The 23,497-nt window shown below is 56.1% G+C and carries 26 protein-coding genes, 1 tRNA gene and 2 pseudogenes; 12 read left to right on the top strand and 17 right to left on the bottom strand.

The features are described 5' to 3' along the window. A pseudogene (locus LDH66_RS21655) lies at positions 1 to 119 on the top strand (IS6 family transposase); the annotation flags it as partial. A 485-nt stretch (positions 120 to 604) separates the two neighbouring features. Here the strand turns inward: LDH66_RS21655 and LDH66_RS21660 are convergent. Beyond that, complete coding sequence (locus tag LDH66_RS21660) at positions 605 to 1,156, bottom strand: twin-arginine translocation signal domain-containing protein (protein WP_226483164.1); 552 nt, start codon at positions 1,154 to 1,156, stop codon at positions 605 to 607. Positions 1,157 to 1,432: 276 nt separating this feature from the next. On the opposite strand from LDH66_RS21660, the gene LDH66_RS21665 reads away from it, so the two are divergent. Further along, positions 1,433 to 1,711 carry a hypothetical protein gene (locus LDH66_RS21665; RefSeq protein WP_226483165.1) on the top strand — a complete coding sequence of 93 codons (279 nt, stop codon included), beginning with the start codon at positions 1,433 to 1,435 and terminating at the stop codon, positions 1,709 to 1,711. A gap of 339 nt (positions 1,712 to 2,050) precedes the next feature. On the opposite strand, the gene LDH66_RS21670 is transcribed toward LDH66_RS21665, so the two are convergent. The 3 genes from LDH66_RS21670 to LDH66_RS21680 form a co-directional block, all read right to left on the bottom strand. Next, a complete protein-coding gene (locus LDH66_RS21670; RefSeq protein ID WP_226483166.1) occupies positions 2,051 to 2,800 on the bottom strand; it encodes a proteasome assembly chaperone family protein in 750 nt (249 codons plus the stop codon). A gap of 450 nt (positions 2,801 to 3,250) precedes the next feature. Then, a complete protein-coding gene (locus tag LDH66_RS21675) occupies positions 3,251 to 3,604 on the bottom strand; it encodes a DUF7344 domain-containing protein (protein WP_319004377.1) in 354 nt (117 codons plus the stop codon). A gap of 199 nt (positions 3,605 to 3,803) precedes the next feature. Beyond that, entirely contained in the window at positions 3,804 to 4,028 is a 225-nt protein-coding gene (locus LDH66_RS21680) for a hypothetical protein (protein ID WP_226483168.1), read from the bottom strand. Positions 4,029 to 4,905: 877 nt separating this feature from the next. On the opposite strand from LDH66_RS21680, the gene LDH66_RS21685 reads away from it, so the two are divergent. Together LDH66_RS21685 and LDH66_RS21690 are read left to right on the top strand one after the other, a co-directional pair. After that, positions 4,906 to 5,310: a nuclear transport factor 2 family protein gene (locus LDH66_RS21685; RefSeq protein WP_226483169.1), complete on the top strand. Its 405-nt coding sequence runs from the start codon at positions 4,906 to 4,908 to the stop codon at positions 5,308 to 5,310. Positions 5,311 to 5,679: 369 nt separating this feature from the next. After that, entirely contained in the window at positions 5,680 to 6,552 is an 873-nt protein-coding gene (locus tag LDH66_RS21690; RefSeq protein ID WP_226483170.1) for an alpha/beta fold hydrolase, read from the top strand. Positions 6,553 to 7,639: 1,087 nt separating this feature from the next. Here LDH66_RS21690 and LDH66_RS21695 read toward each other — a convergent pair. From LDH66_RS21695 to LDH66_RS21720, 6 genes are all read right to left on the bottom strand, one after another. Next, a complete protein-coding gene (locus LDH66_RS21695) occupies positions 7,640 to 7,852 on the bottom strand; it encodes a hypothetical protein (protein WP_226483171.1) in 213 nt (70 codons plus the stop codon). Beyond that, positions 7,833 to 8,132, bottom strand: coding sequence for a hypothetical protein (locus tag LDH66_RS21700; RefSeq protein WP_226483172.1), 300 nt, complete (start codon positions 8,130 to 8,132; stop codon positions 7,833 to 7,835). The genes LDH66_RS21695 and LDH66_RS21700 overlap by 20 nt, the downstream gene beginning before the upstream one ends. A 101-nt stretch (positions 8,133 to 8,233) precedes the next feature. After that, positions 8,234 to 8,527: a hypothetical protein gene (locus tag LDH66_RS21705; protein WP_226483173.1), complete on the bottom strand. Its 294-nt coding sequence runs from the start codon at positions 8,525 to 8,527 to the stop codon at positions 8,234 to 8,236. Further along, positions 8,524 to 8,832 (bottom strand): hypothetical protein, encoded by a 309-nt coding sequence (locus LDH66_RS21710; protein ID WP_226483174.1) that lies wholly within the window; start codon positions 8,830 to 8,832, stop codon positions 8,524 to 8,526. The genes LDH66_RS21705 and LDH66_RS21710 overlap by 4 nt, the downstream gene beginning before the upstream one ends. A 92-nt stretch (positions 8,833 to 8,924) precedes the next feature. Then, complete coding sequence (locus LDH66_RS21715; RefSeq protein WP_226483175.1) at positions 8,925 to 9,296, bottom strand: hypothetical protein; 372 nt, start codon at positions 9,294 to 9,296, stop codon at positions 8,925 to 8,927. Between the two features lie 45 nt (positions 9,297 to 9,341). Next, positions 9,342 to 9,503 (bottom strand) — tRNA-Leu (locus LDH66_RS21720). A gap of 506 nt (positions 9,504 to 10,009) precedes the next feature. Between LDH66_RS21720 and LDH66_RS21725 the strand changes: the two genes are divergently transcribed. The 3 genes from LDH66_RS21725 (at position 10,010) to LDH66_RS21735 (ending at position 11,855) form a co-directional block, all read left to right on the top strand. Then, a complete protein-coding gene (locus LDH66_RS21725; protein ID WP_226483176.1) occupies positions 10,010 to 10,147 on the top strand; it encodes a hypothetical protein in 138 nt (45 codons plus the stop codon). A gap of 464 nt (positions 10,148 to 10,611) precedes the next feature. Continuing rightward, the gene (locus tag LDH66_RS21730) at positions 10,612 to 11,196 is read left to right on the top strand and encodes a hypothetical protein (protein WP_226483177.1); all 585 of its coding nucleotides are present in this window, start codon (positions 10,612 to 10,614) and stop codon (positions 11,194 to 11,196) included. Then, positions 11,193 to 11,855, top strand: a complete 663-nt coding sequence (locus LDH66_RS21735) for a DUF2238 domain-containing protein (protein ID WP_226483178.1) — start codon at positions 11,193 to 11,195, stop codon at positions 11,853 to 11,855. The genes LDH66_RS21730 and LDH66_RS21735 overlap by 4 nt, the downstream gene beginning before the upstream one ends. A gap of 514 nt (positions 11,856 to 12,369) precedes the next feature. On the opposite strand, the gene LDH66_RS21740 is transcribed toward LDH66_RS21735, so the two are convergent. Further along, the gene (locus LDH66_RS21740; RefSeq protein WP_226483179.1) at positions 12,370 to 13,797 is read right to left on the bottom strand and encodes a sodium-dependent transporter; all 1,428 of its coding nucleotides are present in this window, start codon (positions 13,795 to 13,797) and stop codon (positions 12,370 to 12,372) included. 269 nt (positions 13,798 to 14,066) lie between these two features. Here LDH66_RS21740 and LDH66_RS21745 point away from each other — a divergent pair, with 269 nt between their 5' ends. Beyond that, entirely contained in the window at positions 14,067 to 14,270 is a 204-nt protein-coding gene (locus LDH66_RS21745) for a hypothetical protein (RefSeq protein WP_226483180.1), read from the top strand. Between the two features lie 300 nt (positions 14,271 to 14,570). Here LDH66_RS21745 and LDH66_RS21750 read toward each other — a convergent pair whose 3' ends face one another. Next, entirely contained in the window at positions 14,571 to 14,894 is a 324-nt protein-coding gene (locus LDH66_RS21750; protein ID WP_226483181.1) for a DUF6788 family protein, read from the bottom strand. A gap of 138 nt (positions 14,895 to 15,032) precedes the next feature. Between LDH66_RS21750 and LDH66_RS21755 the strand changes: the two genes are divergently transcribed. Together LDH66_RS21755 and LDH66_RS23160 are read left to right on the top strand one after the other, a co-directional pair. Further along, entirely contained in the window at positions 15,033 to 15,956 is a 924-nt protein-coding gene (locus tag LDH66_RS21755) for a MarR family transcriptional regulator (protein WP_226483182.1), read from the top strand. Continuing rightward, a pseudogene (locus LDH66_RS23160) lies at positions 15,953 to 16,756 on the top strand (DUF6036 family nucleotidyltransferase). The gene LDH66_RS21755 and the pseudogene LDH66_RS23160 overlap by 4 nt, the downstream one beginning before the upstream one ends. 17 nt (positions 16,757 to 16,773) lie before the next feature. On the opposite strand, the gene LDH66_RS21765 reads toward LDH66_RS23160, so the two are convergent. Both LDH66_RS21765 and LDH66_RS21770 read right to left on the bottom strand, forming a co-directional pair. Next, positions 16,774 to 16,968, bottom strand: coding sequence for a hypothetical protein (locus LDH66_RS21765; RefSeq protein ID WP_226483183.1), 195 nt, complete (start codon positions 16,966 to 16,968; stop codon positions 16,774 to 16,776). Positions 16,969 to 17,281: 313 nt separating this feature from the next. Then, positions 17,282 to 17,842: an SWIM zinc finger family protein gene (locus LDH66_RS21770; protein WP_226483184.1), complete on the bottom strand. Its 561-nt coding sequence runs from the start codon at positions 17,840 to 17,842 to the stop codon at positions 17,282 to 17,284. A 225-nt stretch (positions 17,843 to 18,067) separates the two neighbouring features. Between LDH66_RS21770 and LDH66_RS21775 the strand changes: the two genes are divergently transcribed. After that, positions 18,068 to 18,331 carry a hypothetical protein gene (locus tag LDH66_RS21775; protein ID WP_226483185.1) on the top strand — a complete coding sequence of 88 codons (264 nt, stop codon included), beginning with the start codon at positions 18,068 to 18,070 and terminating at the stop codon, positions 18,329 to 18,331. Positions 18,332 to 19,400: 1,069 nt separating this feature from the next. Here LDH66_RS21775 and LDH66_RS21785 read toward each other — a convergent pair. Then, positions 19,401 to 20,810, bottom strand: a complete 1,410-nt coding sequence (locus LDH66_RS21785) for an FAD-binding oxidoreductase (RefSeq protein WP_226483275.1) — start codon at positions 20,808 to 20,810, stop codon at positions 19,401 to 19,403. A 184-nt stretch (positions 20,811 to 20,994) separates the two neighbouring features. Here LDH66_RS21785 and LDH66_RS21790 point away from each other — a divergent pair, with 184 nt between their 5' ends. After that, entirely contained in the window at positions 20,995 to 21,840 is an 846-nt protein-coding gene (locus LDH66_RS21790; protein WP_226483187.1) for a helix-turn-helix transcriptional regulator, read from the top strand. A 229-nt stretch (positions 21,841 to 22,069) separates the two neighbouring features. Here the strand turns inward: LDH66_RS21790 and LDH66_RS21795 are convergent, their stop codons facing one another. Then, positions 22,070 to 22,579 carry a DUF8154 family protein gene (locus LDH66_RS21795; RefSeq protein WP_226483188.1) on the bottom strand — a complete coding sequence of 170 codons (510 nt, stop codon included), beginning with the start codon at positions 22,577 to 22,579 and terminating at the stop codon, positions 22,070 to 22,072. Then, positions 22,569 to 23,450 (bottom strand): nucleotidyltransferase domain-containing protein, encoded by an 882-nt coding sequence (locus LDH66_RS21800; protein ID WP_319004378.1) that lies wholly within the window; start codon positions 23,448 to 23,450, stop codon positions 22,569 to 22,571. Before LDH66_RS21800 ends, LDH66_RS21795 begins: the two co-directional genes overlap by 11 nt. Positions 23,451 to 23,497 lie beyond the last annotated feature (47 nt).

The following is a 23,497-nucleotide window of genomic DNA, read 5'->3' on the forward strand; positions in this document are numbered from 1 at the left end:
TCTTCCGTGAGATAAAACGACGTACTTCTTCGTTCTCAAACTGTTTCAGTCACGCACAACCGTCAACAGCTGAATCGTGGCTCCAAGCCTTCGCCGTCTGGCACAATGCTACAAACTAAACACGACCGGTGGTAACAGGAGTTGGGAGGTACTGGTCAGTCGGCATTCGCTTCTCTGGTTTCGTCCAAGAACGCTGGGAGTGGCCTGAACGCTGTTCCCTCGCAGGACGCACACCCCTTCCGGTTCCCGATCGGTCGTATCTCACCGTTCGGCCGCTTGAAAGCCGCATACATTGACCCGCAGTCTTCGCACACTGCTACGAGTCGAGTGCGTTCCCCTCCCTTCATTGCCTCTGAATCGGCGAATGCCACAGAAAAGGATGCTGTGAACACAAGAGGAGTAACCTGGCTCCTTGTTACAGGGGTAGCAACAGAGGATTGCTCAGTAGAGATGCATGCTGAGCGATTGTTTGTCTCAAGAGCTCTGGTTTGCTTATAATTTGATATTGGCTCGATTTCTATTGAAAGATAATGTAAACTGTCTGATGTGAAGAAAATGAGAAATTAGCATCAATCCGTCGCCGAGGCGGGTGACACCGCAATGCTTACTCAGTGTTTTGCCACCAGTCTTCGGTGTCGAGAATATTGTCTTCCTCGTCCTCGCCAACCGGACTGGCGTTGACGGTGATGAGCCGGTTGTTGTCGCTGAATGGGGTCCATTCTTGGTTCATCTCGAATAACTGCGGTTGGTTCTGGTCGTCATCGGCGTCGGGGATGAATCCAAGCTCTTCGTCGTACTCGCCGATATTTGCGTCGTGTGCGACATACAACGGGACAACCTCGTCGGTGTTGAGCCACCGAATCTGGTATGTGTTGTAGTCCGAGAACCAACTGTCCTGCACATCGCCGTAGTTCGGCGACCACTCGATAACCCCTGAGACGAACGTGAACCGGGCGTTCGGATGGAAGTTATCGACCTGAATGAGCGCTTTCCATGCGTCGTCAAGATCGCCGAAGACTCCGTCGTCTTCCTGCGCCGTCGCAGTTCCCGATGCACCGAGGGCAAGTGCGCCTGTCGCGAGCGCACCCTTCTTCATGAAGGATCGACGCGAATCGTCCGAATTACTGAGGACTAGATCCCTCTGTTTCTCTGGCATAACAGGATCCCTCCATCAAACGGGCATCCTCGTAAAGTGGTAAGATCTATGCTTGCTCCATGCTACACTTTCACTCTATATTGAACATGCGTTTCGCGAGCAGTTCTAGATTAAGAAATCGTGCTGCGGTCTCATGCTAATCTGATATACTAGTACGTGACATCATGCATACTCTGTCAGTCTGTGAACAGTCACAAGTCCAGTGCTAGCAGCCAGATCGGGGGATATAGTTAAGCCCGAGCGTCTGGAACGGTCTGTTGACAGGTGATCTGATAGATGTCCCTGGCCACCGATCCCCGTCCACCACTTCCCGACTGGGTGCTGGACGCATACACTATCCTCTGCGATCACATCACCGGGCAGGACCACGGTGAAAGTCAGCGCCACGTCCTGGCGATCCCTCGTGACGACGCGATCAAAGTGCTGCGATCCACTGACGAGATCAGGCTTGAACCGGGGGATGCTGACCATGCACTGACGCGCCTGATCGACCATGGCTACCTCTACGAGGTCGACAGCGAACTCCGCGTCACCGAGCCACCTGAAGACATCTGAGTCTAAACGCCGCCCAGTATTATTAAAACGAATATCGCAGGACGGCGAGTAGACAGATCAGCGAAACGCTTTTCGGCATTACTGCTGAAACAGGCACGAGTGATTCACTATGGGGGGCTGGGAGCTACTGAAACGAGCGGTTTCGACAGATAAGGAACCGAGACGCCCAGATGAACCCGAATACGCGGACGTGATCTATGAGTGCCGGCACTGTGGAACGACTGTGGATCAGCGAACACAGCACTGTCCGGCATGCGGTGGATCAGAGATCGCAACGTACGCGATCAAGTAACCAAAAACACCGGAAACAGCATAATTTCCCGAGATAAAGCTGCTCTCCTACCGGAACATCCCTCGGACAGGTTCTTCCTGTTGGCCCTGCGCCTGCTGTAATTGCTGTGCGACCTGCTGTTTCTGGCGCTGAATCTCCTCCGCTTTCTCCTGGAGTTCACTGGTGTCGATATCGAACTCGACAAGCGGTTCAAGCGCGTTCTCGATCACGGACCGGGCCGCGGCCGGATCCGGGAGCCGTGGGTCCGCCCGGACGAGCAGCAGCGCTGCCGGAACATCCGCCTGATAGCACGCATTGATGAGCGCGCCGGTCACACCACTCACAGCGCCGTCCTCCTCTGCGAGTGCGATATCCGCCTCTTCGAGTTCCGTCTTCAGGTCATTGGTTGTTGCCACGCCGACGACGTTACCCTGCTGGTCCTCTGACTGGGCCGGTGCACCAGCAAGGAAGATCGCCTGGCTGAAGTCCTCGTCCAGTTCCTCTAGTACGCACTGGCTGAGATCGGAGAACGCGTCTTCCGGTATCGGGACATCACTCTGCAGCGTCATGATATCAGGATCCGAACCACCGTAGACGCGTACCGAGTCCTGGACCAGACCGTCCGTGAACGAAGCAACGGGTGGCAAGGTATCGGACCGGATTGCACCATACTGATCAAGGCCCAGCTGGTCGGTGATCTGATCGACGGCGATCGAAGCCACCAGTCCGTGGCCCGGTAATCCCTCGATCAGTGTCGGTGCCACCGCATCAAAGTCGGCCGACCGGTAAAATGTCCCATCAGGAGTCTCTGGGGTCATGCCCGATGACCTACACCGACCAGTCAGATATGCATACGGGGGAACCGGTAGGTGCGTGTCGGTCACTCAGTCTCCTGTATAGCACTATGCTCCCTGATTCTCCGGTGTAAAGTATTCTTCCTGCGTCTTACTCTCCTCGGATTCGATCGGCTAGAATACCTCGAAGACGGCACGGACCGTACACCGTCATCAATCAGAATACCTGTAACGCCAGAAGTGTCAGAACCTCGCTTATAAGTGGCCGCAACTGGACATCGACCGCTTTCACTATCATACACCGCAATAACGCTATTTAATAGGGATTGAACATCCAATTACCCTGAATATAGTACCAAGTGATCGGTACCTGTCCTATCCGTCCTCACCCTCTTACTCGGGATCTGCCTACGGACAATCTAGCCAATTGATCATTTAAACAGGACTGGTAGCAACGATGAGGATCCTGGCTACCTACGCGTCAGTGTATCCAGCCAGTTCCAGGTAGGGCGCTACAACACTCCGCTTAACCGCTAATTCCACGATTTCGCTTTCAGCATCGTAAGAGATCAGCTCTGCTTCCTGCAGGTGTGGGAGGTGACAGTGCGCGAGATCGGTGAGCACCCGCTCATACCACTCATACGATGGCTGTTCCTCTTTGATCGCGATGTACTCAGCGAGGTCGCCGAGTGCGATTGCGGCTGGTTTCTGCGCCAGATATGCCAGTGTCTGTTGTCGGCGTTCGTGCGAAAAGGCTGTGAACAGCTGGGTCGGGGTGATCTCACGACGGTCGTCCTTCGGCTGATTCGTGTCTCGAGTTGTTGGCATCATAGGTCGGCTGGGTGTACTATACTTATGCGACGTCCAGACCGGTTAGCTCTCGTGAAGCGCCTTCAGCAAAGTACGTCTACCTCGGAGCATGTTAAGGCTACACATAAACCTTTTTATCCCGGAAAGGTGCTAGAAAACTAACATTCAGCGTTTTCGGCGGGTTGGACTGTTATCGAGACCAGTAATGCCTCCCGAGTTACTCCTGTTCCTCGAGGAACGTTGGTTCGTACGTTCGTTCCTCTAGGGGGCGTTTCTCGATGGTCACCCACCAGTTCGGGGCATCAGAAACGGGAGATGCGATATTCCATGTGTCTTCAATGTCTGCGCCACGACCGAATGCAGTAAGGATCAAGTCCTGGAGGTCGTGTTCGAATGCAGCTGTTGTATCAGCAGAGGGATTGGAGGGATCAGTGGCTTCCATGATAGGTGGAGGGATCAGACCGTTACAGACTATCCGAACTCTCATATCTTCCAGGTATGGGGTGATGATAACCATGTCGTTTATCTATCTCAGCGGTGACCACAGTATCTTCTACTTTCAAAAACGCTGATAAAACACTATTGGGTTAGCTGCGGAGCCAGCTGCACCCTGCCCATCTCACCTGCAAACACACCATCCACGACCTCCATGACATCATCCTTTTCAAACCGTGATGCTACCGGAATCGGCCAGACTACATCATCACACAGCGGACACCGTTCCTCCAGCCAATATTGATCAGTCGGGAACGTCTGCCGGCAGTCCCTGCATTCGGAAAAACCATCCTCACGCATTTTGACCGGTTCGAAACTATCGTTCAAGTACATACCCTGATCTACCCACTACACTACAAAAGACACATCTGCAGAAGTCACAGATCTGACGGACCCAGCCCTCTGTCTGAAGTATAGGAATTACGGTTAATTCTATATATAAAAGAATAGAATGAAAATATATTTGACCGGTATGAATCCGTTGTACGGCGTATTGCCAATGAGGTGTCGTCGGTCATATAATACGCCGAACCGGTAAGCGAAGGTTCTGAACGTTCAGAGTTCTCCCTGCACGAATTCTCCCGAAAGTTCCTTACTTCAGACCATCCCCGACAGGTGGCGCGAACACTACTGACACGGTAGATAGCAGTCCAGCTCCAGTGGCGATTCATCCTCTACTGCGGCTACGCAGAAAGCTATCAGCAGTCAGGTTCCAATGATATAAACGAATGTATAAAATAGCGGTCAGTGTCTCTATTCACACCTTCCTGTTGGGTATATTATGATTATTTACCCTTGCGAGTGGACCACACACGGAGGCGACTATGGCAACAACAGAGAAAACCAACGTCGAAATTGTCAAAGAACTGTACGAGGCATTCAATCAAGGCGACCTCGAGACATGCTTGGCTGGATTCGCTGACGATATCACGTGGACCGAACCAGAGGGATCACCGCTCGCCAGCGGGACATACACTGGAACAGACGACGTGATGGAGAACGTGTTTGCACCACTTGACGACCAGTTTGAACGATTTGAGGTCGTTGTCGACCGATTTATCGATGGCGAAGACACCATCGTCATGGAAGGCAAACACCGCACAACTCCGATAGACGGAGACACCTTCGAGGTCCCTGGCGTTCACGTCATGGACATGGAAGACGGGAGAGTGAAGGAATTCACCGGCTACGAAGACACCGCACTCACCCAGCAGCTGATGGATGCGTGATCTTCACTAGGCACGGCAGCAATATTTTTGATTCAAATAGCCGCCGACAACTGTCAGTAGCGTCATGATCGGATGAAGACAGTATTATCAGCTCTGAAAAGTACTAATGCCATTCTGATCACACAGCATAGACCGCAAATTCAGTTACTTCTGTTCTGACCAGGTACGCCGTAGTCGATGTGAACCTCCGGCGTGCTCGGTGACTCCGGTGCAGGAGTACCGTTCCAATCAACGACGTGCACGCCCAGCGGGCTGATCCATAATTCGTCGTCTCTGATCAGACGCTGCACCCTGGTCAGAGGGTGCACATTTGTCACGAGATGCATCTATGTTATTCGCTACCGTATCGAGTTACGGGTGAGTGACTTCATGGACGAACTACCACCAGATACAGACCAGGAAACGGAAATTCACCGGACTATTTCGGATGACGGCACCGAGATAGCCGGACGCGTGCATGGAGAAGGACCACCTCTGGTCCTCGTTCCGGGTGCTATGGGTGATGGCGAATTCGTCTGGGACCCGTTGTTACCATTGCTCACTGATCGGTTTACCTGCTACACGATGAACCTGCGAAGCAGGGGATTGAGCGGCCACAGTACCGACCTCTCGACCGATCGTCGAATACAGGACGTGGTAGCGTTCATTGAGAGCATCGGCGAACCTGCCGGGTTACTGGGATGGTCTCAGGGTGGCCAGCTTGTACTCGGTGCAGCGGAACGCACCGACTCAGTGTCCGCCCTCGTCGCCTACGAGCCAGCCGTGTTAGAGGCGACAAGCGAGGAGGAGTTCGCACACTTGACCGACGCGGTTACACGCCTGGGCGAGCTGGCCGCTGCTGACCGTCCGGTTGACGCGGCCCGGTCATTCTTTGAGTGGGTCTCCACCGAGGAGGAACTGGACGAGATGGACGAAGCGATGTTATCGGCCTTCAGTGAGGGGGGCGCGGAAAACGTCCAGGTCTTCTTGCAGGAGGTTGAAGGCCTCGACGAGGAAGCCGGGACGAGTCCGACCGAAGCAGCTGAACTTACAAAGATCGCCGCGCCAGTCTTGCTCTTGCATGGGGACCGATCGGATCCCTGGTTCATTAACGGCATCCACCACGTTGCCAGGCACGTGACTGACGCCCAAGTGCGCGAAATTGACGGCACTGGACATATGGGTCCTATCCACACCCCCGAGGCTGTTGCTGACGAGGTCAGACAGTTCTTCGCCCCGACACCAGAGTCACCTCGATCGTGAACCGCCTGCGAAGGGCAAACACTGACAGAAACGCAGTGTGTTGACTACGGAAATTTTATAAACTACTCTCGTCCTAGTCTGCTGGCTTTACGTTTTGATTCGACCGGAAGAGATTCTCCGAGTCGTACTCGTTTTCGGCTCAACAAGTCGGTCGGAGTTCTCGCCATATATGTTCCGCTCACGACCTTCACGATCGCCTTCGAAGTTGACGTACGTCCCGCCCGTCGCACCTTCAGCGAGCAGGTCGTGTCACTCTTGTACCCAGTCGATGCACTGGTCGTCTTTCGTCGGACCCTCCCAGCGCGCGACGACGGTTACAATGAACTCCGTGTCCCGGTGCAGGTATGCGGTTGCATTCGACGCGACGTCGTTGATGGCCCCGTCAACTTGGTGAATAACGAATAGAATTTCAACGGGGGCCAGTATTGTCGCGGTCTCGCCCGGAACACAGGTGGTAACATATAACATGGTACAGAGCATAGAAGAAACTAGCGCTTGCTATGAAGCCACATCAGGGGAGAGAGTGAGTTGAGTGAAGTGCATCGAGAGGGAACCTATGGCCAGAGGAACACAGCGCAATAACGGTGTCAAAGTCGCCAGATCACGCCGAATAGTTACAATTATTTGTCTTCTCATCGCTCTTGCTGTTCTTATCACACCGATCCAGTGGACGATCGGCTACTACCGCTTCAACCGACAGAAGCATCGCGTCACATCCACTATCTGATAGGTGGCTGATCCATTTACACCTTATTTGGTTGTCTGAAGCGTTTTATTCCGGCGAACTCGAGGATGCCCGTTTTATCGAGTTCGTCGATTCTGCGTTCAGCGTGTCCAGTACAGTAGTAGGACGATGTCACTGCACCAGACTCTAAATTACCGATCTCAACACGGTGGGTTGCCTCATCATCACAACTGGGCCACCATTCACAGGTCATGCTATACGCTACCACACGAGTTGAGATAAGCGTTCACCGTCATCCCAATTCACCAGTATTACTCACCGGATTTCACCTTCTTGTCGTAGCACACGAGTTTCCCGTGGTACTCATGGTCCTCGTCGCCGCCACATGCACAGTCCTCGTCGTCAGAGGTCGACATCCTCCCACTTCACCTCACCAAAGAATCGGTGTGCGATTTCGTGTTTCAGTCCACGTAACTCCGCTTGCCGATGATGAGCGCCATTGAACTGCGATGTATTAGAATCGTACTTCTCCTTGACTGCCTTCGCAGCGTCTATGTGCTCATCGATCAACGCCACAACCTGCGCTAGCGTGTTCTCATCGTAGTCGCTGCTCATCGCTCTCCGCCTCGTACTCCTCGACCGGCATCCACCGATACGTGTACCCGCCGTCCGCTGCCGGATAACAAATCTCGTCACCGGGCGAGAGTTCACCGTACCGGAGCCACACAGACAGGATGGCCTCCATCTCCCGATGCAGCTGGCGGCACCACTCATCGTCCGCGCTCTCCATCTCCGTGATCTCACGGATGCTGTCGGTGACGGAGCTGTCACCGTACGGCCGCTTGGGATTGATCTCCGGTGCACCGAACTCGCCAGGGTGCCACCTGACCCGCATCTGGCGGAGCAGTTTGATGTGTTCCGGTTTGATGGTTAACGGGTTGCTCGGCTCGTAGATGTCCGATGGATCGTACTCGTCGTCATCGTTGTCGTTGAAAATCAGCTATCACCGGTCTCAAGACCAAATGCGGCGTTTGACACGATCCGGTGATCGTCGGACGTTGCACACTTGTGGAAGCTCATCGAATCGTTGAACAACTTGATGATACTGTCACCGTCCGGATCTCCGTGGAGAATCATACAGGACCAGTCATCAGGGCTGACCCAGCCATCTGATTGCAACTTCTCTTGCCTCTCTGCTGCCCCCACCGCAGCACCGATGACGAACACGATTACCGCGAGGACCACGACAGCAGTCGCCTGTTTTTCGGTGATCTCGAACGATACCTTCACCGCGTATCACCCTGTACGTAGTCCGCGAAGTCCTTGAACATGGGAAACGCCTTCCGGACGCGCTGCCCGTCCTGATCATCGTAACAGGTAATCATATACTGATCTCCTGTGGTCGTAGTCGGGTATCCAGCCCGGTACCCGTGCTTCTCACAGAACGCATCCACCGTATCCTCGTCCAGTGAGGCCGTGATCACCTGTTCGGTGACCGTTCCATCCGGAATCTGCATGGCTGTGGTCGTACTGTCCACCGGAGTATCGTCTACAGTCGGATCGCTGGTTCCGAAGATAGCGACAAGGAAGATCATGCACGCGGCACCGAGGATGAACGCCATATACGCATAGACGAATACTTCACGGCGGCTGTACCCATACTCCTTCCACGGTTCGTTCTCGGTAATTAGCTATCACCCTCTTTTACCGGCGACCCGGCACTTGGTTCCAGCTGCCAGTCCGCAAACTGCTGTTTGATGAGTAGCATGAGCTGTCGGTATCGCACCGCTTGGTCGCCGCGGATTTCTGCCCCGCAGTCTTCGCATTCCCGGTGTTCTGACGGTACTGCCCGGTGGAACGTCATCTCGTCCAGGTTGTGGAGCTTGCCGTCCTCACATCGTGGCAGGAGTTCTTCCATCCTGTCAGCGATGATGTCCATGGCCGCACCGACACCGTGAATGAACGCATCATGGGCTGGGTTCGTGACGTCTGCGCCGTTCACCCACTCGATGAGTTCGGGGATATTTTCTGCTCCACTGTCACCTGCCGCTGTCTTCACCTTATCTAATGATTTGATTGTCCTCACCCCTGTCTGTTGAACAGATGGAGCAGCCGGGATTTGAACCCGGGAACCAAGGCAGGCTCCATAGCGTTCGGAGGGACGACCTCCCTGAGCGCTTCAGCCGTCACCCGATAGAGGTTGGCGGTCGACTCTCACGTCGGCCTATCACCTGCCATATGCTCTGCCAAGCTGAGCTACTGCTCCTTGTCAGATTCGGGCTTTCTCACCCGCGGAACGGGTTCACCCTACTACCCAATACCGGGCGGCCTCGGCACGTAGGTTGATCCGATAGGCTTTCCGCTGTCGGCAAGTTTCTCTAAACCCTGTTGTGCAGTATGCCGCGGACAGTCAAGCATATCGGCGACTTCGTCGGCAGTGATCGGTGTCGCTGGCCGCTCGAACGGCGTGAAAACACCCCGCACCTCCTCCCGAGTAACATCCGGAGCTGAACCGGGGAATCCCCTGAACTTGTATATAGACCCGGGACCGGAAACGGTTGGCGTTCGGAAAAAGATGATTGCGGAGAAGACGTGTCCGCTGGTGAGATCAGACTCATTGGTACTGGCTATACATGCCCATGTGGCGGGACAGCTTTTCAGACGCTTGAATGACCAGCAGAGGATCAGCTAGTTCTGTTAGAGCTAGTATCAATAAATTCACTCCAGATACGGCGCAATAGGATTAAGACGGTACACCAGGGAGATATGACTATGAGTGAGACGGAGGACCCACCGTCTCCGAAGGGGATCCCGCTCCTCGGTAACGGCCTGTCCTTTTCCCAAGACCCAGTCGGCGCAATGGAATCCTGGGCGGATCACGGTGACCTCGTTCAGTCCTCTGAGGGATGAATACGGCATTTAAGTGTCGGAACCATGATAGAACAACGTGTCATGAGTTCTCCGCCATCGGAGAGTCCGAACGTGGAACGATCCACGACGTCTAGTATCCCACTCCCGGAGTCGTTGACTGGCTCTTAGGAGCCCTCATTGCGCTCGGTGGATTGATCTTTGTAGCAGTCGGGGCCGCCCTTATGTTTGGTATTGATCGAGAGTTGCTCGAACAGGCTATCGAAGAAGAAACCACAACGGTCACAGTCGGCACGACTGAACTTACTGACGCCGAGACGCTTGAGGTAGCTGACGAGCTTCGTATGAAAGCCATATCGGTTTCTGCCTATTTGTCTAACCAATCCGTATGCGAACCTGTGAGACCGAATCGGAACCGACAGTGATCGGTAGCTGTCCGACTGAGACAGGTATCGATACATCAGGGACCAAACCGACAGCCAATACATCACTGTGAGGGGCAGAATATGCCAGTCCTGCAATCACTTATTGAGAACGAACGGATAAACGCGGCACTCGCCTGGCTGATCGTCTGTTCGATCATCGTCGCTGCCATCGCGACCGTTTGGCAGGGCTCGTTTCTCTGGGCGGCCCTCACAGTGGCGATTGTGTCCCTTGCGTTCGTCCCACCGATCATGCGACGGGACGCATTGGTGATGCCTCCGTGGGAAGTGTTGGCAGTGGCCGCCATCCCGATTTGGGTTCGACTGTACGGCACACTCCCGATCGCTGGCTTCCTTACCGTCGCCGCGATCGCGCTACTCGTCACTGTTGAGCTTGATGCCTTCACACCGATCGAAATGTCCGCACGGTTTGCCGTTGCATTCGTCATGCTCGCAACGATGGCTGTCGCCGGGCTCTGGGTGATCGCCCAATGGGCCTCCGACGTCGCCTTTGCAACATCATTTCTCACGACGAAGGGCGAACTGATGTGGGATCTCATCTATGCCACCGCATTCGGCGGACTCGCCGCCGTCCTCTTCGTAATCTACTTCTACCGACATGATACCGCCAGCGTCGGCAATCGGAGCCAGTCGGGTGATCCGTCATGACGGCTGACAGCGATGCCGACACCGTGCTGGGCCTCTCCGAGCGCCGGTGCTGGCACGCTGTCCGACTGATCCAGGGCCTGTTATTGATCATCGTCGGCTATGCGCTCGTCACGGTCAATCTCGGGCTGGTTGTGAACGCTGCTATCCCGCTGGCCCTTACATTCCTGCCAGCCCTCATACGGCGCGAGTTCACTCATGAGATGGGTGCCGGTCTTGCACTCTGGATCGCACTGGCTGCGTTTCTCCACGCGGCCGGCGCACTCGGTCCCTACGAGATGTTCGGCTGGTATGATTCGGTGACGCACACTGTCTCGGCTACACTTGTTGCTGGCGTCGGATACGCTGTCGTTGACGCACTTGATCAGTCCGCCGAGTCAGTCACGGTTCCCGGCGAATTCCGCTTCGTGTTCATCCTCATCTTTGTCCTCGCGTTCGGCGTCCTCTGGGAGATCGGGGAGTTCACCTCCGCCGGCGTAGCAAGCGTCGTTGGCGGCGAACCGGTGCTAGCCCAGTACGGAACAAGCGACATCGTCTTCGATCTCCTGTACAACGCGATCGGCGCACTGCTCGTTGCCCTGTGGGGGACCGGCTACTTCGACGGCGTCGCCGGACTCGTCAGCCGCCGGTTCAACCGGCCAAGTGACTCATCTGAGCAATGATCCTCCAGTCAACCACCGCTTCCTCCCCCGACTCGGACCGTGGTTCGCCGCAGCCGATCATTTCCACGGACAGGACAGAATCACTATGGTCAAGACACAAGTGCTGCACTCGCGAATACTCTTTTCGCCGTAGATATTTGCGTGGTTCCGAGGCGGAAAAGTATGTCTGCAGACGCACCTACCGGTCAGTACAGGCGAAGTACACATCATTCAGTGAGCATTATCTCTATCAATAAGCTACATACACTGAGGGATATGAGAAACGCGAGGAAGTACGTGAACACCGCCCTGCGAATACTAAACAGAGACTTGCCTGTATTTGTCCCAGAATGTTGTCACCTCTCCCGACGAAGTGTTATAGTCTTTTGCTGGTTTTGACTCTGGGTGACGGATCCTTCTTCGTTCGGTTGGATGACAACGAAGCCGTCAGAGCCGGTAACGCCACTTTCGAACCTAGACTTAGTGAAATCACCGTCCGAGAGTTCGTCCAAAGCCGGACAGCGACTTGTCTCAGTCAGTCCGTACTCTCGCTCGGTTGCGGTCGGTTTTCAGAGACGGAACGGCGGGCCACTAAGACGAGTGCCATCATTGTCAGCAGTGCCGCGACTAACAACAGTCCCGTTCCCGCTGAAATCTCGACTAGGGCCGTGACGTCGGCGTAGAACGTAAAGAGGAGAAACGCTGGGAAGAGGGTCCCGATTGCGTATCGCCACGGGACCACTAGTGGGCGCGAGAGCTGTCCCGCACCTTTGAGGTACTCGTCGATCGCGGCTGGACCGAGGACCCAGGCCGTGTACACCATGAACCCGGTCAGGCCAAGCACCAAGAGTAGATCGACGAGGTGGTCCGCGAACAGCGTAAACACCGCGGGGCTGAACGCGTTCACGCCGCCGGTGAGTGTGACCAGCGCGAATAGCCCCCGGGTCGCAGTCGCCCGCTCGAGATCGAACTCGTCAACCAGAAACGAGACCGGAATCTCGAGCATGCTGATTAGGCTCGTCAGGGCTGCGAGGAGAACGACAAGAAAGAAGACTGTGCCGAGAAGTCGCCCGCCGGGCAGACTTGCGAACGCGCCGGCGATTCCGATGAACAGGGCGCCGGGGCCGCCCTCAGTCGGGCCTGGCGCGAACGAGAACAGCAACGGGAATACCACGAGTCCGGCCAGGATGCCGATACCGAGATTGAACACAGCGATAGCCGAGGCGTCGAGGGGCAGCGAGCGGTCATCGTCGATGTAGGAGGCGTAGGTGATCATCGTCCCGCTGCCGATCGAGAGGGTGAACAGCGCTTGGCCGGCGGCCGCTCCCAGTACCGATAGGAAGTTCTCCGCGAGGTAGGCACCGTCGAATTCGAGGTAGAACTCGTATCCCTGCACGGCGCCGGGTTGTCGGGCTGCCCAGATCGCAAGTCCGACGAGCAACACGACGACACCGGGTATCATCACCTTCGTCGTCGCCTCGATGCCGCGTCTGATCCCCGCGGCGACAATCAGAGACGTGGCCGCGAGAACGGCGAGTTGGTAGCCGAACGCTTCGGCACCGTAGCTGATCGCCGCGAAGTGGGTTTCGGGATCCGCGAAATAGGCACCTGTCGCACTCTCGAGGAAATACCGAAGTATCCATCCGCCGACGACGCTGTAGAACGACATCAGTATGATCGAGGTGACGACACAGAGCACGCCCAACGCCGTCCAGAAACGCGACCCGGCGAGCGATCTGAACGCCCCCACTGGGTTCCGATTCGACCGTCGACCGATCACGAATGCGGCCAGCAATCCCGGCACCCCGACGACGAGGACGATGAGCAGATACAACAGCAGAAAGGCGCTCCCGCCGTTCTCCGCGGTCATCCAGGGAAATCGCCAGATGTTCCCCAGTCCGACCGCGCTTCCGACCGCGGCCAAGATAAATCCGGCGCGACTCCCCCAACTTTCACGTACCATTCTGTCTCAGGGAACCGACTCGGCGCGCATAAGAATTGTTTATTAGTGGCTCAGTTCATTTGCAGTGACATAGAATCAGGTGATCTGAACACGACGCTTAATTTAGTCAGTTCACACGTGCGTAACTCCACTTTCGAAACCGAATTTGGTGAAATAATAGTTCGAGAGTTATCCCAAAGTCGGACGGGATCGGCCCGATCCCACCGTCTGAACCACCGAAACAACTTCCATTTCCCCTCGAAACTGACCGAGTAGCGTGCATCCCGGATATGAACCTACACCAGCACGAGCACCGAGACGAGATGAAGGTTTGGCTCAGCCAGACCGAGGTCGATCAGTTCCTCGAGGCCGCCGCCGATACTCAGCAGCGGATCGCGTTTGCACTCGGTGCCCGCTGCGGGCTCCGCTCACACGAGGTGTTCAATGTCGCTCCAGACGATGTCGTCGACACCGACGTCGGGACGATGCTCTGAGTCTGGCACGGGAAGACGACAAGTTCCGAGAAATTGCGGGACGACTATCGACACGATCGGAGGTTGCTCTGCTGTCCATGGCGCTGACCCATGGCAATTCACCCGCGCTACGAGGGGGATGCCCCGATCCTTGAGGTTGGGGAGGAAGCCGACACTCCATTACACCAACCACGATCGATAGCGACTACTTGGTGAAAATATGAATCAGCAGACAGTGAAGGAAATCAGTGGACGAGAATGATGGGACACTCTCCCCACTAGTAAAGCACCGTCTCCTTGTCACTCCCACCCAAACAATGACTAGTTCTCTGAATCGACTGGACCTTTGTACTTTGACTTGATTTTCTCGCCCTCTCTCCACTGCCAGTAGTAGTAGCGGTTGTCGTTGATCTCTTTGATTGTGATCGTTGCCTTCGATGGGACGTCGTCCGGGAGGTCGTCTGGTTGCTCCTCCACCTCGTCTTGATCTGCTGGCTTCTCGAGACGAGCCTCACGTTCCCTGTGTTCGGCTAGCTCTTCGGCGTACGTAGCAACGTCTCGGAGACGTTCCGGAGTCGACTCGTTGAGCGTGTTGACGATTTCCGTTGGAAGGCTTGCCGGTGGGGTCGGGGGTTCGTAGGACATCGGCTACTCTCGTGTTAACCAACACAGGTCGCTAATCCATAGTTTTGTTGGTTAAGACGGTGGCGCCGGTTCCCGTACCTGCTGACTGTAACACTACTCGAAACTTCTTTATATACAAGTTTCGTACTATGTTACACCGTGCTCCGGCGCATCGAACTTGAGGTCCTCGCCATCGTTGAACGCGGCGACACGATCTCCGAGCTCGCGACGAAGCTTGACCACAGCGAGAGCTACCTCTCTCGTGCCGTCGGAGACCTCGCCGAGAAGGGGCTCGTCTACACGGAACGCGACGGCCGCCGAAAGCGGGTCGTCTCTTCAGATGCTCGAGCCGTCGAAGTCTACCAGGACCTTGTCCGTCAGCACTCCCACATCGACTTTCCTGAGCTGTTGACCGGCAAGGCACTCGAGGTGCTGTACTACTTCGACCAGCCGCGGACCGTCTCCGAGATCGCCACGCAAAGCGACAACTACCGCAACACGGTCAACCGAGTTCTCAAGCGACTCCGCGACCGCGGTCTCGTCGGCACGGACGACGGCTGCTATGATTTCAACGGCGACTTCGATCGGCTCCACGAGTTCGCACGCGAGCTGGCCCACCACCTCCACCGGCAACGCCTCGAAGTAATCGCGCCGAACGGGACGATTCTTTGGGAGGACCACGATGAATTCCTCGCCCAGACCGAGACGGAGGTCGAAGCGGAGCACTTCCACGAAACCGGTCTCGCTCGGTTCGCGGCATTCGACCTGCAGTTTCTGCTGACCCGCCACCGCCACTACCTCTACTCCAAGGACGGAGGGGAAGTCTCACCGACGGAACTCTGCTGTCACACGTTGCTGATTGACGACAGCCGCCACCGCTCGTACTGTCTCCTGTTGCTCACTCACGTCGACATCGACGAGGACGACCTCCGAAAGCAAGCGGCGAAGTATGGCCTCGAAGACGAAATCGACACCTTGCTTCGCTACCTCGAGACGCACGGCGAGGTTGACGGCGACCGCCTCCCGGAGTGGGACGAGTTCCAGGAATTGGCGGCTGACTACGAGGTGCCACTACCAGAATGAGACCGACATTCGGACGCAAGTACATCGAGAACGAGTTCCAGCGAATCGCGGAGGGGCTGTCTGACCCGCTTACGGTCTATCTGATCGGTGGTGGCGCGATGTCGCTGCGCGACCTCAAGGGAGCGACGAAGAATATTGACCTGGTCGTCGCCGACGGCGACGCGTACGGCCAGCTATGGGCTGTCCTGATGGATCTTAGGTATGCGGAGGTACAATCGCTGGACGCCGATTACCGGGCGCTGGGTGCGACCAGCTGCGTCGAGAACGACGATGGGTGCCGTCTCGACATCTTCAACCAGCAGGTCGCGAACAAGCTCGTGCTGACCGAGGGGATACGCGACCGGAGTGAGCCGTTCCTCGCGACCGACCGATTGACGGTTCGGTTGGTCAGTAACGAGGATATCTTCCTGTTCAAACTGATCGCGGGCCGTGACGACGACATCGAGGACATGAATATGCTCGTGCAGGCTGGCCTCGAATTCGACATCGTTTGAGATGAACTCGAAGCCCAGATCGATCGGCTCAGCGACGACCAGTTCGCCACCTTCGCGAACGAAGCCCTGGTCGAGCTTGAGGAGCGATACGGGGTGACAACGCCGATTGAGGACCCCATCCAAGAGCTGACGAACCGATACTACCGCGGGCTCGAAGTCCTCCAGGCAGTCGACGAACCGATGACCGTCGACGAACTGTCCGCTGATCTTGGACTGGACATCGATGAGGTCCGAGAGAGGATCGCGTATCTTGCGAAATTCGACCGGGTACGCCAAGAAGGCGACACAGTCCGTCCGGTGGAGTAGTCCGGTATCCACCCTACTTAGAGGGAAGGCGACCATCTCAGGTTTGCACCAGCTGGCCCAGCGACTGCTCTCGCACGCTCGAGTTCGCGAGCCTCTCGCTGGGCCTGCTGCTCGAGTGTACCTGCCCGTCGAGAGTGCTCGTCACCTATTTCGTCGACGATGGCGTCATCGATCGTGAAGCGCTTGCCACGGTGATCAATCTGTTCGAGCATCAGTACGCGTCCTCTTGAGCAGCGTCTCGAGCGTCCGTCTGGAGGTGCTCGTATCGGACCTCACACTTGTCGGAACAGAACTGTCCGGTGTATCCTGCTTGATTACGGGGGAGTCTTGTACAGGTCGGCAGTCGACACTCGTTACGGTCGGTCATCTGGCGATACCTCGATTCAGAAACCGAGTCGGTTCACTGTCTGGTGCTGCTGTTACTCCATCAGCTATATTCATGGATTGCTGCGGTGGCTCCGTTCGAGTCCCCTCACCCCTTCTGGGGCGACAAACTGTCTCGAGCAACGACTCGGTCGTCCACTGTCAGTGACTGAATGTTCCATCCGGAGCGGGAACCAGCCCGGTACGGATTTCGAGATCGACACGCCGAAGATGCTTGCAGCCATCGTCTGGCTGGCGGTACTCGAAGTCCGGACAAGTGCACGTCTCCCCCTCGATATCGACCTCGTAGGTATTTCCACTCACACTCACAACCTCATAGCGAGCGCCCAGAGTGGCGAAGCGGACGTCCATGCCCTCACTCAATGCACGGCGAGTCCGTGGGTCGTCGACCGAGTAGCCACCGTCCTCGAGTGGTGTTGATGGTACTGGTGTTTCGCACTGGTTTCTGAACTCGTCGCGACGATTGCGTTCTTGGCCACAGTTTCGGCAGCGCCAGTAGCGTGTGCGGTACTCGTAGCCGTCGATGAGATCGATCTCGTATGGAGTCGGTTCCCTCCCTGGTAGCCACTCATCGATAGCGATGAGTTCGTGCCCGTTCAGTCGAGCGACATCACCAGAATACCGCTGCTCTCGGTCGGTGGTGTCGCCACGATCGTGGTGGTACTCCTGCTGCTCGCGATGAATCGATCGATCTGTACTCATGGTACTCTCGAGGCACATGTCGTCGCGCCTCACCCGTCAGGCGCGAAAAAACAACGTTCTGGCCCGTGAATTGGTTGTGAGGAGATAACTTTGAGTAAGATCGCAGTCTCCGTTTGTTCGAAGGAGTCCCTCGAGACTGGGTGGTTCCTCACGGCGTCAGCCCTGTCCCTCGCTGAGGCATACTCTTAAGCAAGTCAATAGCAAAGAGTAGAGTACGACGTTGCGATGAACAATCTCTCTGATCCACGGCCACCGCTTCCAGAGTGGATCTTAGACGCCTACGATGTCCTTTGTACGCACAGTCTCAATTCGGCTACGCATGATGACGTGCAGTCAATCTCTCGAGAGCAAGCGCTCGAGGTTCTCTGCAGTCCTGATGAATTGGCTCTCGAACCCGAAGACGCGACCCATGCACTCTCCCGGTTGATCGAGCGCGGCTACTTCTACGAAGTTAGTGGCGAACTGCGGGTGACGATGCCGGAAGACTAACTCCTGAATGGGGTTCAAGATCGCGTTGATCATGCCGATCCGAAATATGTTGTATCGGTAATCCCAACCACACCGATGACTGGGTGTTCCTCAGAGGTCAGGTGACGCGACCCGACAGCCACACGGCGCTGCGATGTGTTCCATCGGACCGCGTGTGTATACCAGAAGCACCGCCTTTCCACAGTACGGACACGACGGTAGCGACCGGTCTTCTTCCTCTCCCGACTGTGTCTTCTCGCTCATAGCCACCTCGAACGGTGACTGTCGAGATTGACGACTACTCGAGTGCGATACGACTCTCGTGCGGGACGTTTATATCCCGTTAGAAGCAAGCGAAACATGGCTTTCGAGCCTCGCGGCTGGAAGCCACGTCTCGGGTGCTAGTGACACCCGGGGCATTTCAACGCATACCCCCGCGGCTACGTGGAGCGCGGCTTCCATATTGATTGTATGCATCTATTCACTTATAGCATTGGGATTAGTACTTGAGAGAAATAGTTCGGAGCCCACCTTGCTCGGTGACTCTTTGGCAGTATTCTGCCCGTCGTGCTATATGTGATTATGCGGCCAATGCTGGCGATGCCTAAATCCGAATACAGAGATGATTTCCTCATCGCTGTCGCACTGACTGAGTTCAGCGTCCAGTATGTGCAGGCTGATCCTGAACTAGCTGAACATGCGTGGCAACTGGCTGCTGCTCGTCTCATCGATCGCGATAGCCGGCCTGCTATGGCTGTCGACGAACTTGAGATTGGAGCATCAAGGGAGTAACTGATCTGATTAGAGAACCTTATCTTAGCTATCAGAATTAATGAGAGCTGATGCTAAGTACAGGAGAAGGCGTTACCGAAGCCGTGATTCACCTCTCCGGAAGCTGCCAGAAACTGCGTGCTGATTACAGAGGATAGGTTCAGTACGCCAACCCGGGGAAAAGCGAAGAGAAATCACTAGGTCAATCCGGCGGAATAGAGCGCGGTTGTCAGGCGTACGTCTCAGAAGACGATCGGATTCCGAATTTTGAATCCTCGTTCGGCTCTGAGCGTCGCAGTTCCGGGGTGTCCTGAGAGTCTCACCCTTCTCGGTCAGCCCTTGGGTCAAGATTTTGGTTCACCCGAAACAGGTTGTCTGGATCGTACTTTCTCTTGAGTTTGATCAGTCGTTCGTAATGGTCGCCGTAGGCGGACTTGGCACGTTCTTGTTCGTCCCAGCTGAGGTAATTGACGTATACGTCGTCGGTCGCGAACCGTGCCGTCGCATTGAAGAACTCGCGAGCCCATTCGATCATCTCCTCATCGGCAGCGGGGTCGGTCCACTTTGGGGCGACCGTGAACGACACTGTTGCGTTCCTGTGCGGGAAGGCGGTCGCGTCGGAGTCGCGACGAGCGATAGCCCCGCCCATCCACTCGAAGAATACGGTGGTGAACGGCGTTGGGAGCGGATCAACGTGCTTGACGATGGTATCGATCGCCTCGTCGGTGAGTTCGTCAAAGAAGTGCGATTTCCAGTAGTTCCGGTGGCCCTCCTGGTACAGTTCGTCGGAACTCTGCTGATGCTGGACGTAGGGCGTCGGTCCGACCATGTCAGCGACGGGCTCGCCGAAGTCGCGCAACGGCTGGATAACTTCACGTCCCTCGTCAATGTCCCCGGAGTACAACACGACTGCCCCGACCAAGGTCTCCCCGTGGAGTTGTTCGGGCATGCCCATCGCCGGGTTCCCCTGGATGAACGCCGCATATGCCTGCATATCGTCGGGCGCGTTGTGCATGAAATCACGGTACCGGCGAAGGAAAGCCGGAGCTGCCTCATACGGGTGGATAATTCGTCCGGCGAGCACCTCGGGGCCGACCTCGTGGAGGTCGAACTCGAACGACGTGGTGATGCCGAAGTTCCCCAGCCCACCACGCATCCCCCAGAACAGGTCCGCGTTTGCCTCCGGACTCGCCTGTACCAGTTCGCCGTCAGCCGTCACGACGTCCATCGAACTGAGGTTATCGTGCGCGAGGCCGTACGTCCGGGAGAGATACCCCAGTCCCCCGCCGAGCGTCACCCCGGCGACACCGGTCGAGGAGACGATACCGCCGGTCGTCGCTAGACCAAACGCCTGCGCCTCGTGGTCGAAGTCAGCCCACGTCGCCCCTCCACCGACTCGGGCGGTCCGTGCATCTGGATCGACACGAACGCTGTCCATCGGCGAGAGGTCGATCATCAGCCCACCATCACAGACCGCCTTTCCTGCGACGTTGTGGCCGCCGCCGTGGACGGCCAACTCCAGGTCGAGGTCGCGAGCGAAATTGACGGCGGCGATCACGTCGCTGGCGCCTGTACAACAGGCGATGAGTGCCGGTTCCTTGTCGATCATCGCGTTCCACACGGAGCGGGCTTCGTCATATCCCTCATCGTCGGGCTGGAGTACTTCCCCGTGTAACTGCTCGCGAAACGTCTGGACTGTCGTGCTCTCGAGTGGCTCTGTTGTTGTCATGGATATCTTTCGTCGGTCGTCAGTTCGGTCAGTTCTCTCGGGGCCCGTATCGAGCCGGTTTGTCGAGAGCCCCACTAACACCTCGGGAGCGAGTGACATCCCCTTACCCTGTGAGAGTGTGCTCACAGCGTAGGACACGGCCCATAGCATGAACATTGATACCTATGCACACGAACTCCCAAACATGCTTGAACGGGGTGAGAAACCTTCGGAAGACAGCCTCGCCGACATCGCATATCTCGCGCGATCAGCGAATCGAGTGATAATCCTCAATACGCTCGTGTCAGGGTCGTACACGTCGCGAGACCTAGAACAAGCAACGGGAGTCTCCCGATCGACGCTCGAACGAATCGTCTCAGAGTTGGAAAGGCGTGACTGGATTGAGCGAACTACACAGGGAGAGTACACGGCCACGACCGCTGGTGAGTTTGCTATGTCCGAATTCGCGCCGCTTGCCGACTCGATGACGGCCCTGCGAGCCCTCGGAGACGCTGTAGAGTGGCTCCCGAGGGAGGAGTTATCGATCGGACTCCACCATTTCAGCGATGCGATCATCCGGGTACCCAACTCGAACAGTGCAACTGCACCAGCCGCGTACATGGCCAAACTGCTCCGCGAGGCCACGGAGTTCGCCTGTCTCGTACGAATCGCTCCGCCACTCGGATTCGAGATTGCTATGCGCGACCGCGCCGCTACCGGGAAGTTGACCACTGAACATGTCGTCACGGAGGACGAACTGGCCTACATCGCCGAGCAACCGGACCGCGTTCGCCGGTGGCGGGAGTACCTCAACACGGGTGTCGACGTGTTCTGTTACGCCGGGGATGTCCCATGCAACCTGTTCGTCATCGACGAAACAGTGCTGGTCGTGGATCGGGAACCCAATGTCTGCGCGTTCATCGAGAGCGAGAACGAGACGGTTCGCGTGTGGGCCAGCGACATGATCGGAACGTACCGCGCAGAAGCCGACCGGCTACGGCCCGATACATTCAGAGAGATATGTGCAGCCGGGCTGGAGCGGAATTCATAGTGTCGACGCGTCTCTCGATAGTTACCTCCCTGTACTTACCGCAAGTCGTGGCACAAACTCACTGGGAGTCACGGGCTTGGCTGGAAGCTCGAGTTCTGCGTTCATCGTTTTGTAGACGTTCCTCACTCACCGATCAAACCCGCCGGGTTTGCGGGGGATCTCCGGCGCACCTGAATCAAGGTCACTGAGTAGTCGTCCTGGAGGGATATATGGGTTGTTTGAGACAGACTCATTCACATCGCTCACTGGAGCAGACGCATTCATGCCGTAGTGTTGCGGCATTCAGAATATACCGGTGAACTGCTTCGGCAAGTGCCAGCATTGCATCGGCTTGTTCGGCACTGGCAACCGTCTCGCGATAGTACACCTCGGCTCGGTTTTGCTTCCAGAGTTGGGTAAGGCGGTCAGCGAACTCTTGGCTGAACAAATTCACCTTCGCACCTTGCTGGTACACCTCTGTGTGTTCGTAGCGTAAGTCCTCCCCAGATGCGTGTCCACGATGCAGCAGATAGAACTGAATACTGCGCTCGGCGGCCACAAACGATGCCTCGATCACTACCGTATAGTATCCGTTCTGCTCGCGGAGTGTTCGTGCTGCTTCAAGGAGCCGACAGGCCTTCCGTAGCTGAACGAGAGCGGTGTTAGAGACATCCAGATCGGATTCACCAGTTTGTGCACGGGTCCGCTGAAAGGCTACCTCAGCGTCGGTGAGTGCTTCGTCGACGTAGCTATCGTCCATTCGTCAGTACCTCCTCTTTGAGTTGGGTGAGAGAGTCGGATCCTTCAAGCGTCAGTCCGGTGGCGAAGATTTCGCGCAGTCGATTCCCGTATCGGCGCGCACTTTCAACGGATTCGACGAGGACGTGGAATTTGTAGCGGTCACCATCGAAGGCTTCCTCGTTCAACTCCGACGTCAGTTCGTCGGCGGTTTGCTGGGCTGTCGCCTGCGTACCGTCGACGAGGACGAAACAATCGATATCGCTTCGGCGATCAGCATCCCCTTGAGCAACACTGCCGAAGAGGACGATCCCATGGATATCGTCAACGTTGTTAGTCAGTCTCGAGACAAGTTCTCGAACTGGGGCGTGAAACTCCGTTTGCGGGATCTGGATAATCGGATCGTCAGGCTTGCTAAGTCGGGCACGATTAATCTGAACGAGCTTCTTCCGTCCACTATGCTCGATCTCGACGAAGCCAACCGCCTCGAGGTCGTCAACGGCTGCTGAAATGCTTCGATGCGGATTATCCGTTGCTCGGCTCAAATCCCGAATCCCGAACGCTGTATGGGGATTGTCGACAAGCAATGTAAGAATCTCCCCAGTACAGGCGTGACTGAAGAGGTCCGTAGAAGGGACAGGAACTTCCAGCTCGAGTGAGGCGCCTCTTTGGATACTTTTTCTGCCCATGGATAGATATCCTCTCCGATTCATAAATAGGTGCTGGAAAGGGGGTATTCCCCAATGATGCTGATACGTCCGGTTCGGCTGGTACTTGATCGATACGCCAGTGTTGCTGGTACAGTTGCAGAGAAGGCATACGTTGTTCCGGGGTAATTCGAAAACCCCCTCGCCCCTCCGGGAGTGAAAAACACTACGCGGCGAGTTTGACATCACTCGTTAGGGGAAACAGTATCTCGCTGGCGAACTCGATGTTTGGG

It is taken from the genome of Natrinema amylolyticum (assembly GCF_020515625.1).
Taxonomy (GTDB): Archaea; Halobacteriota; Halobacteria; order Halobacteriales; family Natrialbaceae; genus Natrinema; species Natrinema amylolyticum.

Excerpts from the sequence above, each read along its gene's own strand:
- LDH66_RS21660 (WP_226483164.1), bottom strand. The coding sequence starts at position 1,156 with ATGCCAGAGAAACAGAGGGATCTAGTCCTCAGTAATTCGGACGATTCG.
- LDH66_RS21665 (WP_226483165.1), top strand. The coding sequence starts at position 1,433 with ATGTCCCTGGCCACCGATCCCCGTCCACCACTTCCCGACTGGGTGCTG.
- LDH66_RS21670 (WP_226483166.1), bottom strand. The coding sequence starts at position 2,800 with ATGACCCCAGAGACTCCTGATGGGACATTTTACCGGTCGGCCGACTTT.
- LDH66_RS21675 (WP_319004377.1), bottom strand. The coding sequence starts at position 3,604 with ATGCCAACAACTCGAGACACGAATCAGCCGAAGGACGACCGTCGTGAG.
- LDH66_RS21680 (WP_226483168.1), bottom strand. The coding sequence starts at position 4,028 with ATGGAAGCCACTGATCCCTCCAATCCCTCTGCTGATACAACAGCTGCA.
- LDH66_RS21685 (WP_226483169.1), top strand. The coding sequence starts at position 4,906 with ATGGCAACAACAGAGAAAACCAACGTCGAAATTGTCAAAGAACTGTAC.
- LDH66_RS21690 (WP_226483170.1), top strand. The coding sequence starts at position 5,680 with ATGGACGAACTACCACCAGATACAGACCAGGAAACGGAAATTCACCGG.
- LDH66_RS21695 (WP_226483171.1), bottom strand. The coding sequence starts at position 7,852 with ATGAGCAGCGACTACGATGAGAACACGCTAGCGCAGGTTGTGGCGTTG.
- LDH66_RS21700 (WP_226483172.1), bottom strand. The coding sequence starts at position 8,132 with ATGCGGGTCAGGTGGCACCCTGGCGAGTTCGGTGCACCGGAGATCAAT.
- LDH66_RS21710 (WP_226483174.1), bottom strand. The coding sequence starts at position 8,832 with ATGATCTTCCTTGTCGCTATCTTCGGAACCAGCGATCCGACTGTAGAC.
- LDH66_RS21725 (WP_226483176.1), top strand. The coding sequence starts at position 10,010 with ATGAGTGAGACGGAGGACCCACCGTCTCCGAAGGGGATCCCGCTCCTC.
- LDH66_RS21730 (WP_226483177.1), top strand. The coding sequence starts at position 10,612 with ATGCCAGTCCTGCAATCACTTATTGAGAACGAACGGATAAACGCGGCA.
- LDH66_RS21735 (WP_226483178.1), top strand. The coding sequence starts at position 11,193 with ATGACGGCTGACAGCGATGCCGACACCGTGCTGGGCCTCTCCGAGCGC.
- LDH66_RS21740 (WP_226483179.1), bottom strand. The coding sequence starts at position 13,797 with ATGGTACGTGAAAGTTGGGGGAGTCGCGCCGGATTTATCTTGGCCGCG.
- LDH66_RS21745 (WP_226483180.1), top strand. The coding sequence starts at position 14,067 with ATGAACCTACACCAGCACGAGCACCGAGACGAGATGAAGGTTTGGCTC.
- LDH66_RS21750 (WP_226483181.1), bottom strand. The coding sequence starts at position 14,894 with ATGTCCTACGAACCCCCGACCCCACCGGCAAGCCTTCCAACGGAAATC.
- LDH66_RS21765 (WP_226483183.1), bottom strand. The coding sequence starts at position 16,968 with ATGCTCGAACAGATTGATCACCGTGGCAAGCGCTTCACGATCGATGAC.
- LDH66_RS21770 (WP_226483184.1), bottom strand. The coding sequence starts at position 17,842 with ATGAGTACAGATCGATCGATTCATCGCGAGCAGCAGGAGTACCACCAC.
- LDH66_RS21775 (WP_226483185.1), top strand. The coding sequence starts at position 18,068 with ATGAACAATCTCTCTGATCCACGGCCACCGCTTCCAGAGTGGATCTTA.
- LDH66_RS21785 (WP_226483275.1), bottom strand. The coding sequence starts at position 20,810 with ATGACAACAACAGAGCCACTCGAGAGCACGACAGTCCAGACGTTTCGC.
- LDH66_RS21790 (WP_226483187.1), top strand. The coding sequence starts at position 20,995 with ATGCTTGAACGGGGTGAGAAACCTTCGGAAGACAGCCTCGCCGACATC.
- LDH66_RS21795 (WP_226483188.1), bottom strand. The coding sequence starts at position 22,579 with ATGGACGATAGCTACGTCGACGAAGCACTCACCGACGCTGAGGTAGCC.
- LDH66_RS21800 (WP_319004378.1), bottom strand. The coding sequence starts at position 23,450 with ATGTCAAACTCGCCGCGTAGTGTTTTTCACTCCCGGAGGGGCGAGGGG.